General features: G+C 72.7%; 10 protein-coding genes. 4 read left to right on the top strand and 6 right to left on the bottom strand.

From position 1 onward, the window contains the following. Nucleotides 1-99: 99 nt before the first annotated feature. Both BJY16_RS24590 and rfbA read right to left on the bottom strand, forming a co-directional pair. Nucleotides 100-711, bottom strand: a complete 612-nt coding sequence (locus tag BJY16_RS24590; protein ID WP_185041933.1) for a dTDP-4-dehydrorhamnose 3,5-epimerase family protein — start codon at nt 709-711, stop codon at nt 100-102. Continuing rightward, nucleotides 708-1,580 (bottom strand): glucose-1-phosphate thymidylyltransferase RfbA, encoded by an 873-nt coding sequence (gene rfbA, locus BJY16_RS24585; RefSeq protein ID WP_185041932.1) that lies wholly within the window; start codon nt 1,578-1,580, stop codon nt 708-710. The genes BJY16_RS24590 and rfbA overlap by 4 nt, the downstream gene beginning before the upstream one ends. A gap of 45 nt (nt 1,581-1,625) precedes the next feature. On the opposite strand from rfbA, the gene rfbB reads away from it, so the two are divergent. Beyond that, entirely contained in the window at nt 1,626-2,603 is a 978-nt protein-coding gene (gene rfbB, locus BJY16_RS24580; protein WP_185041931.1) for a dTDP-glucose 4,6-dehydratase, read from the top strand. Beyond that, a complete protein-coding gene (gene rfbD / locus BJY16_RS24575; RefSeq protein WP_185041930.1) occupies nt 2,603-3,427 on the top strand; it encodes a dTDP-4-dehydrorhamnose reductase in 825 nt (274 codons plus the stop codon). Before rfbB ends, rfbD begins: the two co-directional genes overlap by 1 nt. Nucleotides 3,428-3,974: 547 nt before the next feature. Here rfbD and BJY16_RS24570 read toward each other — a convergent pair. Continuing rightward, complete coding sequence (locus BJY16_RS24570; RefSeq protein WP_239177953.1) at nt 3,975-4,235, bottom strand: hypothetical protein; 261 nt, start codon at nt 4,233-4,235, stop codon at nt 3,975-3,977. A gap of 209 nt (nt 4,236-4,444) precedes the next feature. Next, entirely contained in the window at nt 4,445-5,185 is a 741-nt protein-coding gene (locus tag BJY16_RS24565) for an SDR family oxidoreductase (RefSeq protein ID WP_185041929.1), read from the bottom strand. 537 nt (nt 5,186-5,722) lie between these two features. On the opposite strand from BJY16_RS24565, the gene BJY16_RS24560 reads away from it, so the two are divergent. Then, nucleotides 5,723-6,298, top strand: coding sequence for a GNAT family N-acetyltransferase (locus tag BJY16_RS24560; RefSeq protein WP_185041928.1), 576 nt, complete (start codon nt 5,723-5,725; stop codon nt 6,296-6,298). A gap of 506 nt (nt 6,299-6,804) precedes the next feature. Here BJY16_RS24560 and BJY16_RS24555 read toward each other — a convergent pair. Both BJY16_RS24555 and BJY16_RS24550 read right to left on the bottom strand, forming a co-directional pair. Beyond that, nucleotides 6,805-7,263 carry a nuclear transport factor 2 family protein gene (locus tag BJY16_RS24555; RefSeq protein WP_185041927.1) on the bottom strand — a complete coding sequence of 153 codons (459 nt, stop codon included), beginning with the start codon at nt 7,261-7,263 and terminating at the stop codon, nt 6,805-6,807. 176 nt (nt 7,264-7,439) lie between these two features. Next, a complete protein-coding gene (locus BJY16_RS24550; protein ID WP_185041926.1) occupies nt 7,440-7,835 on the bottom strand; it encodes an OsmC family protein in 396 nt (131 codons plus the stop codon). A gap of 86 nt (nt 7,836-7,921) precedes the next feature. Here BJY16_RS24550 and BJY16_RS24545 point away from each other — a divergent pair, with 86 nt between their 5' ends. Then, on the top strand, nt 7,922-12,643 hold the full coding sequence (locus tag BJY16_RS24545) for a sensor histidine kinase (protein WP_185041925.1): 4,722 nt from the start codon (nt 7,922-7,924) through the stop codon (nt 12,641-12,643). Nucleotides 12,644-12,664 lie beyond the last annotated feature (21 nt).

Below are 12,664 nucleotides of genomic sequence, written 5' to 3'. Positions count from 1 at the left end.
TCCCTTTGACGAAGACGCGCAAGGCGTCCAGTTCGGACCTGTCCAAATTCCGGGATGTCTTACTACAGGGATCTACGCGAGTCAATCATCCACACCGGACTATTGAGTGTCATCAAAATGACGCATTGTTTTGACATAGTCACGGCATGTTTCAAGGCTCGGCAGCAGGCCGCTCTCCCGCGCCTCGGTCAGCGACGGCGCGGCGGCGTCCTTGGGCGACAGCGACGGCGCCTCGACCGGCCAGGAGATCGCCAGATCCGGGTCCAGCGGGTGCACCCCGTGCTCGTGCCCGGGCCGATAGGTCGCCGAGCAGAGGTAGGCCACCGTGGCCCCCTCGGTCAGCGCGCAGAAGGCGTGCCCGAGCCCCTCGGACAGGTAGACGGCCCGCCGGTCCACGTCGTCCAGCGGCACCCCCTCCCACTGCCCGAAGGTCGGTGAGCCGACCCGGAGGTCCACCACCACGTCGAGCACCGCGCCGGAGACGCACGTCACGTATTTCGCCTGGCCGGGCGGTACGTCGGCGAAGTGCACGCCGCGCACCACGCCCCGGGCCGAGGTGGACAGGTTGGCCTGGGCCAGGTCGAGCGGATGCCCGACCACCGCGGCCAGGTGATCGAAGCGGTACCACTCCAGGAACGTGCCCCGGTCGTCGCCGTGCTGCACCGGGGTCACCTCCCAGGCGCCCTCGATGGTCAGCGGCCGGATCTTCACCGGACACCCCTCTCCAGCAGCCCTTCCAGATAGACGCCGTAGCCGCTCTTCAGCAGAGGCTGGGCCAGCTCACGCAACTGATCGTCGGAGATGAAGCCGAGCCGCCAGGCGGCCTCCTCGACACATCCGATCTTCAGGCCCTGCCGTTCCTCGATCACCCGGACATACTCCGACGCCTGCACCATGGATTGGAAGGTGCCGGTGTCCAACCACACCGTTCCCCGATCCAATACGGTCACGTCCAGGCGGCCGCGGCGCAGGTACTCCTCGTTCACCGCGGTGATCTCCAGCTCGCCCCGCGCGCTGGGCCGCAGCCGGCCGGCGATCTCCACCACGTCCGCGTCGTAGAAGTAGAGGCCCGGCACCACGTACCGGGACTTGGGCTTCTCCGGCTTCTCCTCGATGGACAGCACCTTGCCGGCCTCGTCGAACTCGACCACGCCGTAGCGCTCCGGGTCGGCCACCGGGTAGGCGAACACCCGCCCACCGACCGGCGCGGTGAACGCGGCCAGCTGCCGGCCCAGGCCCACCCCGTGGAAGATGTTGTCGCCCAGAATCAGCGCGACCGGCTCGTCGCCGATGAAATCCGCCCCGATCCGGAAGGCCTGGGCGATGCCGTCCGGTTTCGGCTGTTCCGCATATGAAAGGGACAGCCCGAAACGGTCACCGTCACCCAGTAGACGCCGGAAATGCGGTCGATCCTCCGGTGTGGTGATGACCAGGATCTCCCTAATTCCGGCGGAGACGAGTGTGGTCAACGGGTAGTACACCATCGGTTTGTCAAAAATTGGCATGAGCTGTTTCGACATGGCCATGGTGATCGGCCACAACCGGGAGCCGGTGCCACCGGCCAGGAGAATTCCGCGCACCGAGGAAGACTAAACACAGTGGAAGCGGTAGTACACTCGGCCGCTGTGCAGATTCTTGTGACCGGTGGAGCCGGTTTCATCGGTTCGGCCTACGTGCGTGCCGTACTAAAGGATGAATTCCCAGGTGCGGTTGGCGCATCGGTGACCGTCCTGGACCTGTTGTCCTATTCGGGCAACCTCGCCAATCTCCCGGTGACGGATTCCCGACTGAGGTTCGTGCAGGGCGACATCGGCGACGCGGACCTGCTGCGTGACCTGCTGCCCGGCCACGACGCCGTGGTGCACTTCGCCGCCGAGTCGCACGTGGACCGGTCGATCAACAGCGCCGTGCCGTTCGTCACCACCAACGTGCTCGGCACCCAGGTGCTGCTCGACGCCGCCCGGGCCGCCGGGACCGGCCGGTTCGTGCACGTCTCCACCGACGAGGTCTACGGCTCGATCGACCAGGGCTCCTGGACCGAGACCTGGCCGCTCGCGCCGAACTCGCCGTACGCCGCCTCGAAGGCCGGCTCCGACCTGCTCGCCCTGGCCGCGCACCGGACGCACGGCATGGACGTGGTGGTCACCCGCTGCTCCAACAACTACGGCAGCCACCAGTTCCCGGAAAAGGTCATCCCGCTGTTCGTGACCAACCTCCTGGACGGCAAGAAGGTGCCGCTCTACGGCGACGGCGGGAACGTGCGCGACTGGCTGCACGTCACCGACCACGTCCGCGGCATCCAGCTGGCGCTGGAGAAGGGCCGGGCCGGCGAGGTCTACAACATCGGCGGCGGCACCGAGCTGACCAACAAGGAGCTGACCGGCCTGCTGCTGAGCGCGTGCGGCGCCGACTGGGACATGGTCACGCCGGTCGAGGACCGCAAGGGTCACGACCGCCGCTACTCGCTGGACATCACCAAGATCAAGAACGAGTTGGGGTACGAGCCGCAGGTCACCCTTGCTGACGGCCTCGCCGCGACGGTCACCTGGTACCGCGAGAACCGGGACTGGTGGGAGCCGCTCAAGGCGCGGGCCGGACTCTGATGCGCTGGCTGATCACCGGGGCCGGCGGGATGCTCGGGCAGGACCTGCTCGCGGTCCTCCAGGGCTCCGACGTGGTCGCGGCCACCCGGGCGGACCTGGACATCCTGTCTCCCGCCGCGGTGCGCGACGCGGTCGCCGGGGTGGACGTCGTGATCAACGCGGCGGCCTGGACCGACGTGGACGGTGCGGAGACGGCGGAAGCGCAGGCCACCGCGGTCAACGGCCAGGGCGCGGCCAACCTCGCGGCGGCCGCCGGGAAGCGGCTCGTCCACGTCTCCACCGACTACGTCTTCGACGGGTCGGCACGCTCGCCGATCCCGGAGGACGCGACGCGGGCGCCGATCAACGCCTACGGCCGAGGGAAGGCGGTCGGCGAGGCCGCGGTGCTGGCGGCGGGCGGGTTCGTGGTGCGGACGGCTTGGTTGTACGGCGCGCACGGGCCGAACTTCGTGGCGACGATGCTGCGGCTGGCCGCCCTGCGGGAGACGGTCGACGTGGTGGACGACCAGGAAGGGCCGCCGACCTGGTCGTACGCGCTGGCCGAGCAGCTCGTGGCGCTGGGCCGGTCGTCCGCGGCACCGGGTGTCTACCACGGCACGGCCGCCGGGTCGACCACGTGGTTCGGGCTGGCCCGGGCGGTGTTCGAGGAGGCCGGGCTGGACCCCGCGCGGGTGCGGCCGACGACCAGTGACCGGTTCGTGCGGCCGGCGCGGCGGCCCGCCTACAGCGTCCTCGGTCACGATCGGTGGGCGGAGACGGGCATCGCGCCGTTGGCGGAGTGGCGCTCGATGCTCCGCGAGGCGATGCCCTCCCTGCTGCGCTGAGTCTTACCGCGGTCCGGCCGGGCCCTGCACCACGACCCCGGCCGGACCCTCCGACACGGCCTTGTCCAGCCCGCCTCTCGCCGGCCGTATCTCCGCCAGCCGTCCTTCTCCGCCGCACCTTGCCAGCCGCGCCTTCTTGGCCTTGGCTTTCCGTGCCGGGCCGTGCCGGCCGCCCTCCGCCTTCCTCAGCCGGGCCCTCTTGGCCGTGCAGCCTCCGGCCGCGCCCTCACCCGAGCCCCGCCGGTTCTTCCGGCTGCGACCTCTCTCATCGGGGTGCGGCCGGGCACCGCCACCCTGATCGCGATCCCGGTCCGGCCCGCCGGCACAGAGATCGCCGGCTCGGCGCGGATGGCGGCTGGATCTTTCTGTCGTGATCCGGTCAGGTGTCGATCGTGGGCGATTTCTGTCGTACCCGCGGTCGAGAATGGATGCATGAGTAACGACGCGCTCACTCTCGTGCTCTCTGTGCTGCTGGCCGTGGCGGTGACCAAGCTGTTCGCGCTGCTGATGGCCGTCTTCGTGGGCGGTCCGGAGCGACCGCCCACGATCAGGTGCGCCGGTCCGCGGGTGCGGCGGCGCGGCCGGGCAGCAGCAACAGCACCGAGAGCACCAGCGGGACGGACAGGGCCACCACGCTGGCGACCTGGTGGAAACGCGGGAAGGCATCCAGGTGGAAGGCGTGCCACAGGAGGTGCTCGGCACTGAAGACCAGCCAGGCTCCTCCGGCCACACCGCGCAGCGCCGGCCGCCGCAGCGCCGCGACCGACAGCACCAGCAGCCCGAGGTAAAGCCCACCCACGTCGCGCACCAGGTGCTCGTTGTAAGGCCCGAGCGCCGACACCCAGTGAGCCCCCGGCCAGGGGAAATCGCGGTAGAACGAAAGCGGGAAGGCCCCTGCCCAAACCCCGACAAGCGCCCCGTTGAGCGCCAGCACCCCCGCGGCGACCGCTCCGATCACCGCCCGCGCCGCCGTCCGGCTCGCTTCTGGCGTCGTCGCTGACAGGTCCGTTGACGGGTTCATCGCTGGTGGGTCAGCCACTGGGCGAAGGTTTCGGTGCCGCGGACACCCGGGGTGGTCGGTAGGTTGCCGCCGGTGGCCATCGCCCTGCCGGCCTTGCCCGGCAAGGGGAAGCTGAGCACCCACTTGTGCGGGCCGTGCGCGCGGGAGACCTTGCGGACCAGGTCGCTCATCTCCAGGGTCTCCGGGCCGGCGATCTCCGGCGCCATCCCGGCCGGCGCGCCCTCGGCCAGCCGGACCAGTTCGGTGGCCACCTCGCGGGCCGCCACCGGCTGGCTGAGCATCTTGGGCACCACCGCGACCGGGCCGCCCATCCGGGTCAGCGACTGCACCGCGAACTCGTGGAACTGCGCCGCCCGCAACACCGTCGTCGGCACCGGCCCGGCCAGCGCGACCTTCTCCTGGTTGAGTTTCGCCCGGTAGTAACCCCACTCCACCCGGTCCACCCCGATGATCGAGAGCAGCACGTGATGCTTCACCCCGGCGCGGGCCTCGGCCTCCTGCAGGTTCCGGGTCACCGTCTCGAAGAACGCGGTGGCCTTCGTTCCGCTCAGCGTCGCCAGGTTCGTCACGTCGATCACCACATCGACCCCGCGCAGCGCCTCCTCCAGCCCAGCGCCGCTGATCACGTCGATGCCCCGCGACCGCGCGATCACCACCACCTGGTGCCCGGCCTGCTCGGCCTCCGCCACCACCAGCTTGCCGACCCAACCGGTCCCACCGGCTACCGCGATCCGCATCCCGCCCACCTCCGCAACGCACTACTTCTCGGTTTCACGAAAGGGACCGCCCAGCACCGTCGTTTGTGACAGTGACCCGCGCCACCCGCGTCCGCCCACTCAGCCACGCGGCACACCTGATCGCCACCGCTGCCGCTGTTGCCAGGCCGGCCGCCACCGCCACCCCCGACGCCGACGCTGCACCAGCAGCCACCGCTGCCCGACCGCCACCGCCGTCCATACGCCGACCACCAACGCTGCTGCTGCGCCGACCGGCACCGCCGTCCATGCGCCGGCCGCCACCGTTGTCGCTGCGCCGGCCGCCACCGTTGTCGCTGTGCTGGCCGTCATCGCCATCGCCGCCCGGGACGCTGTCGCTGTGCAGGCTGCCACCGCCAACACTGCCGCTGGGTCGGCCGCTACCGCGGACGCCATCGCCATCATCGGGCGCTTCTGACCTCTGGCCGCACGATGGCGGTGCGTCTCCGCCGGGCCGTTCGTGCTGGGTGGTGGCCGGCATCACCGCGCGGCTGGTCGTTGCCACGGGATCATGGCGGGGTGGAGATCACGACCTGGTACCTGGAGCAGACCGACGCCGCGCTGATCAAGAAGGGTGGCGAACCCACCGTTCCCGTCGACGTGGTGCGGGCCGAGATTCCGTCGCCGGAGTTGAGCCGATTCCTCTACACCGCGGTCGGCGGCGACTGGACCTGGACCGACCGGCTGCCGTGGACCTGGCAGCAGTGGCAGGACCACCTGGACCGCCCCGGCGTGGAGACCTGGGTGGCTTATGTCCGGGGCACCCCGGCCGGCTACATCGAACTCGACGGCAGCCAGCCCGGCGCCGTCGAGGTCACCTATTTCGGGCTGCTCCCCCAGTTCGCCGGTAAGCGGATCGGCGGCTTCCTGCTCACCACCGCCCTGGAGAAGGCCTGGTCACTCCGCACCCGCTGGCCCGACCTCGCCCCGGTGGAACGCGTCTGGCTGCACACCTGCAGCCTCGACGGCCCCACCGCCCTGGCCAACTACCAGGCCCGCGGCCTGACCATCTACCGCACTGAAACCGAGCCCGCCCCCACCACGCTCCCCACCGACCCTCCCGGCCCTTGGCCAGGAGCCCACCGCCCCCGCTGAACCCCGCCCGGCACCCGGCTCCCCGGCGGGACCATTCCCAGCACCACGCCCCCCGGCGGAACCACTCCCAGCACCACGCCCCCGGCGGAACCACTCCCAGCACCACGCCCCCGGCGGAACCACTCCCAGCTGAACCACTCGCGGCTGCACGCCCTGGCCAGACTGCTTCTCGGCTGCACTGCCCACCAAGCCATTCCGGGCGAAATCTCCGAAATATTTCATTAGTGGCTAAGCGCCGAGCTGAGTCATTCCGGACGCCACCCGCCACCGCGACGCGCGACGCGCGACGCGCGAGCTCACTCCGGATGGCGACGCGGGCCAGGGCTCCGGCTGGTGCTCAGGGGTGTCTCGGCCACGCCGAGACACCCCTGAGCACCAGCCGGAGCCCGCGAGCGCGCCGCGGACCGGTTTCGGGATCGCCTTGCGGGCGGGCTGTCACAGAAGGGTGGGTCGGGGCGGGGGCTGCGGGCGTACCGGGAAGGCGTGGCCGGAAGAGAAGCGGGCCGTCAGTGAGTGGTCAGCTGGGCGGCCAGCGAGTCCAGGAAGTTGAAGGCCCGGGCCATGCCGAGGTGGTCGTTGTAGTCGCGGGACTCGACGATCTCGCCGTTGCGGACCCGGGTGACGAACACGCACGGCAGGGAGAACGAGCGGCCGTTGACGGTGACCTCGTAGCAGAACTCGTAGACGACCAGCTCCGGGTCGTCCGTCTCGCGGACCTCGCCGACGGCTTCGAAGCGTTCCGCGCGGGCTGCCCCGGGGCCCTCGGCGAAGTGTTTGCGCAGTTCGGCCCGGGTGCGCAGCGGGGTGTCGCCGAGCGGCCGGAGCGGGTGCCGCACGTCGGTCCGCTCGGCGTAGAGGGCGGCCAGCTGGTCCAGTTCGCGCTCGCGGTCGGCCTCGCTGAGGTTGCCGGCGATCAGACGGCCGACACCCGCGGTGACCGCCCGGACGACTTCGGCGGGCGTCATCGGCGCGCGGCCAGAACCGCCAGCCGTCATCGGCGCGCGAGCAGAATCGCCGGGCGTCAGAGGGGCACGGGGAGAGTCGGCGGGCGTCATCGGCGCGCGGCCAGAATCGGCGGGGGTCATAGGGGCGCCAGCAGAATCGCCGGGCGTCAGAGGCGCGCGGGGAGGGTCGGTGGGGGTCATCGGGGCTGCCGTTCGACCGGGGCGCCGGCTCGGATGGCCCGGGGGATCTCCGCGACCTCGTCGACCCGGGCCAGCAACGCAGCCTGATCGGTGGGTGAGGCCGGGGAGGCCAGCTCGACCCGGTACGTGATACCGCTCGACGCCCAGGTGGACATGTCGAAGCCGCCGGCCGCGGTCACCCGGACGCCGTCGACGGGGAGGTCCAGGGCGGCGGCTTCGCGGTAGACGTCGTTGAGCACGCAGCCGGCGGCGGCCAGGTGCAGCAGGTGCGCGCCGGTGAAGTCGGCCTCGACGGTCACCCCCTCCGGGGTCCACCGGTGCGGGAACCGGACCGCCTCCCCGCGCGCCGACCGCAACGATCCGGCGCCGACCACCACCTCGAACTCATCCATGGCGGCATTCTGCCGTGCCGCCCCGACCCCCGGCGACCCACCGGAACTAAGAGAAAAATCCTGCTAAGCGGGGCATCATCCGTTATGTGGGGGATGAGCTGCTGTACCGGAGTGACCGCACCCAGGTCACCCGCCCCCACGGCTCCCACGAGATCCACAAGCGGGCCACCGGACCGGGCGCGCAGCGTCGCGTCGAGCACGAGCGGGCCGTACTGAAAATGCTCGCAACCGTCCCCGGCATCCCCCGCCTGGCCGACCGCCAACCGCGCCGGACGCTGGTCCTGGCCGACGACGGCGGCGCCGGGCCGCCGCGCGGCCCGATGCCGCCCGCGGATCTGCTGCGCCTCGCGCGCGACCTGGCCGGCACCCTGGCCGCGATCCACCGGGCCGGGGTGCTGCACCGCGACATCACCCCGGCCAACCTGATCATCAGCAGCGCCGGCCGACCGGTGCTGATCGACTTCGACCTCGCCGTGGTCGGCGTCCCGGAACCGGCCGACGGCCCGGTCGGCACACTCGGCTACCTGGCCCCGGAACAGACCGGCCGGACCGGGCTGGCCGTCGACCGGCGCGCCGACCTGTACGGGCTGGGCGCCACCCTCTACGCCCTGGCCACCGGCACTCCCCCGGTCCCCGGCGACGACCCGCTCGAGCTGGTCCGGGACACGCTGCTGCGCGTCCCGCCGGCCCCGGACCTGCCGCCCCGGCTCGCCGCGATCGTGCTGCGGCTGCTGGAGAAGGACCCGGACCGCCGCTACCAGAGCGCCGAGGGTCTCGCCCACGACCTGGACCGCTGCGTCGACGACCCGGACGGCGCCGGCGGGCTGGGTGAGCGGGACTTCCCGGCGTTCCTGCCGCCGCCCGCGGAGCTGGTCGGCCGGGACCCGGAGATCGGCCTGCTCGACGCCGCGCTGGACCGTGCGATGGTCACCGGCACCCCGCCGATCCTGGTCACCGGCCCGCCCGGGATCGGCAAGAGCGCCCTGGTCCGGACCCTGCGCCCGCGGATCGCCGAGCGCGGCGGCTGGTTCGTGGCCGGCAAGTACGACCAGTTCCGGACCGGCACCAACAGCGGCGGCATCGCCCGGATGCTGCGCGCCCTGGCCCGGCTGCTGTTGGCCGAGCCGGAGCGGCGGCTGGCCGAGGACCGCGCCCGGATCCTCGCCGCGCTCGGCCCGAACGCCCCGGTGCTGGTCGGCGCCATCCCCGAACTGGGCGCGCTGCTGGGCGGCGAGGCACCGGCCGGGCCGGGCGATCCGCTGACCGCACCGGCCCGGCTCAGCGCCGCGGTCGGCGCCCTGCTGCGCGCGGTCGCGGCCGGTCACCGGCTGGTGGTGCTGGTCGACGACCTGCAGTGGGCGAGCAGCTCGTCGCTGCGGATCTTCGAGGGGATCCTGGCGGACCAGCCGATCACCGGGCTGCTGCTGGTCGGCACGTTCCGGGAGGGGCAGCTCGATCCGGGCCGCTGGCAGCGGGACGGGCTGATCGCGGCGCCGATCCGGCTGGCCGGGCTGGACCGGGCCGGGCTGGCCGCGCTGACCGGGGCGGTGCTGCGGCTGCCGGTGACCGACGCGGCCGGGCTCGCCGAGCTGATCGGGGCGGCCGGGGGCGGGAACCCGTACGCCACCGTCGAACTGATCAACGCGGTGCGCGCGGCCGGCCTGCTGACCCCGGACGCCACCGGCTGGCGCTGGGACCCGGACGCGGTGCGCGGGTTCGTCGCCCAGCACGAGTTGCCCCGGCTGCTCGCCGTCCGGCTCGGCCACCAGCCACCGGTCACCCGGCTGCTGCTCGCCGCGCTCACCTGCTTGGGCGCCGAGGTCCGCCCGGAGCTGTTCGCCGCCGCGACCGCCGCCGACCCGGCCGGGCTGGCCCCGGCCGCCGCCGCCGGCCTGATCAGCGTCGACGGCGTCATCCGGTTCCGGCACGACCTGGTCTCGCAGGCCGCCCGGGAGCTGCTGCCGGCCGCCGACCTGGACCGGCTGCAGCTGGCCATGGCCCGCCGGCTGGCCGGGTACGCCGACTTCGAGCAGGAGGCCGCCGAGCAGTACCTGGCGGTCACCGGCCTGATCGGTGACGAGGCGGAACGCCGGACCGCGGCCGGGCTGCTGCACCGGGCCGGGCGGCGCACCACCGGGCTGACCAACTATCTGGTCGCCGACGAGCTGCTCGCGGCCGCCGAACGGCTCTGCCCGCCGGTGGACCGGGCGGAGCGGGACGCGATCGCGGTCGACCGGCACGCCGCGCTGTACTGCCTGGGACGGCACGCCGACGCCGACCGGGTCTACCGGGACCTGGTGGCGCGCTCCGCGGCGCCGCTGACGCTGGCCGGGGCGACCGCCGTACAGATAAACAGCCTGACCCAGCGCGGCGAAGCGCGCGCCGCGATCGCCCTCGGTCTGGACGCGTTGCGCCGCTTCGGCGTGCAACCGCCCGCCGACCTGCCCTCATGGAACCGCCGGGCGGTCGTCGAACTGCGCGACCGGCTGGCCCGCGCCGGTCCGGCCTACCCGGACGTGGAGGCCACCGACCCGCGGATCCGCGCGGTCGCCCGGATCGTGCACCGGCTGACCGCGCCGGCCTTCCTGATCGACCCCGACCGGCACACCTGGCTCGTGCTGCAGGCCCACGAGCTGTGGCAACGCTACGGCGTGTGCGCCCCGCTGACCGGCACGCTCGGCTCGATGATCTGCGTGACGGTGGCCCTGTTCGACGACTACCGGACCGGTTACCTGCTCACCCAGCAGGCGCTGGCCGCCGCCCGCCGGCACGGCTACCAGCAGGAGGGCGCCGTCGCCGGCTACCTGCACCTGCTGCTCGGCGCGCACTGGTTCGAACCGCTGGAGGAGATCGCCGAACCGGCCCGGCAGGCCCGCGACGACCTCCTCGAGGCCGGCGACGTGCAGGTCGCCGGGCTGCACTGGGCGCGGATGCTGGCCCTGCTCTTCGAGACCGAGGACAGCCTGGAGACCAGCGCCGAGGAGACCGCGGCGGTGCTGGCCTTCGCCGAGCGCACCGGCAACCGGTACGCCCGGCTGATCGCGCTCGCCCACCAGCAACTGATCCAGTCGCTGCGGGCCAGCCCGGACCGGACCGGCCTGGACCTCGACGAGATCGCCGGTTTCCCGCCGGCGCTGGCCACCTACCACCAGACCCGGGCGCTCGCCGCACTGCTCAACAACGATCCGCCGGCGCTGCGCGAGCACGCCGCCGCGATCCGGTACGACGTGATCCGCGGCTTCTACGCCTCCGCCCTGGCCCGGGTGGCCCGCTGCCTGAGCACCGACGGTTGCGCGCCGGCCGACCGGGACTGGCTGGCCCGCCGGGCCGCCGACGCGCCCCGCAACTTCCGGCCACTGCTGCTGCTGGTCGACGCCGAGGCGGCCCGCGCCCGCGGCGACCGGACGGCCGCCACCCGGCTGTTCGACGAGGCGCTGCACGAGACCGGCGGCCGGCCCTGGCAGCACGCGCTGCTCGCCGAACGGGCCGGCCGGCACCAGCTGGACCAGGGCCTGACCCACGCCGGACGCCGGCTGCTGGCCGAGGCCCGGGACGCCTACCGGGCGTGGGGCGCGGACGGCCCGGTCGCCCGGCTGCACGCCGAGCACCCGTTCCTGCGCGCCGGAACCCGCGCCGCCGCGGTCGGCGCCGACCGGCTGGACCTGATGGCGATCCTGCGGGCGTCCCGGGCGCTCAGCTCCCAGACCACCCTGGCCGGGCTGAAGGCGCAGGTCGGCGACGTGCTGAGCGCGATCACCGGGGCCACCGACGTCCGGCTGGCGCTGCGCGACCAGGTCGACCCGGACGTCCCGATGTCCGCGGTCCGCTACGTCCGGCGCACCCACCAGCCGCTGCTGGTCGCCGACGCGACCGGCGACGACCGGTTCGCCGGCGACCGCTACTTCGCCGGCCTGGACGCGTGCAGCCTGCTCGTACTGCCGGTGACCTGTCACAACGCCGAGGACGCGGTGCTGGTGCTGGCCAACCAGCGGCAGCCTGGCGTGTTCTCCACCAGCCGGCTGGAAGCCGTCGAGCTGATCGCCGGGCAGCTGGCCGTGTCGCTGGACAACGCGCTGGTCCACGAATCGCTGGAGAGCGAGGTGCGGGCCCGGACCGCCGAACTCGCCGACCGCAACCGCGAGCTGAAGTCGGCCAACCAGCTCAAAGCCGACCTGATCGGGATGCTCGGCCACGAGATCAACAATCCGCTGGGGACCATCCTCGGCTCGCTCGACCTGGTCCTCACCGGCGACCCGCTGCCGCCGTCGGCCGAGCAGCTGCTGACCCGGGTGCGCGTCACCACGCTGCGGCTGACCACCATCGTCGACGAGGTGCTCGCCCTGGTCAGCATCGACGCCGGCCGGATCACCGCGGCGCCGCGCCCGATCCGGATCGCCGACCACATCGCGTCCGCGCTGACCGCGACCGCGTCCGGCACGGTCCCGGTCTGCTGCCCGCCCGACCTGGTCGCCACCGCCCAGCCCAGCCACGTCGACCAGATCCTCACCAACCTGATCAGCAACGCCGCCAAGTACGGCGGCGGCGTCAGCGCGATCACCGCGCACGGCACGACCGCCGGCCCGGTCACCGTCGAGGTCTCCGACCACGGCCCGGGTGTCCCCCCGGACTTCCGCGACCACCTCTTCGACCGCTTCTCCCGAGCCGCCCCCACCGCCACCCAGGTCCCCGGCACCGGCCTGGGCCTTTACATCGTCCGCGAACTGGCCCGCGCCAACCACGGCGACGTCGCCTACCACCCAGCCCCCGACCACGGCTCCACCTTCACCCTCACCCTCCCCGCCCCCTGACCCCCTCCTCCCCGCCTCCTC

It is taken from the genome of Actinoplanes octamycinicus (assembly GCF_014205225.1).
Classification (GTDB): domain Bacteria; phylum Actinomycetota; class Actinomycetes; order Mycobacteriales; family Micromonosporaceae; genus Actinoplanes; species Actinoplanes octamycinicus.
This window is presented reverse-complemented; position numbering and strand designations above follow the sequence as displayed.

What these genes read in the sequence shown, in the direction of transcription:
- BJY16_RS24555 (WP_185041927.1), bottom strand. Translation starts at nt 7,263, where the DNA reads ATGACGCCCGCCGAAGTCGTCCGGGCGGTCACCGCGGGTGTCGGCCGT.
- BJY16_RS24550 (WP_185041926.1), bottom strand. Translation starts at nt 7,835, where the DNA reads ATGGATGAGTTCGAGGTGGTGGTCGGCGCCGGATCGTTGCGGTCGGCG.
- rfbD (WP_185041930.1), top strand. Translation starts at nt 2,603, where the DNA reads ATGCGCTGGCTGATCACCGGGGCCGGCGGGATGCTCGGGCAGGACCTG.
- BJY16_RS24565 (WP_185041929.1), bottom strand. Translation starts at nt 5,185, where the DNA reads ATGCGGATCGCGGTAGCCGGTGGGACCGGTTGGGTCGGCAAGCTGGTG.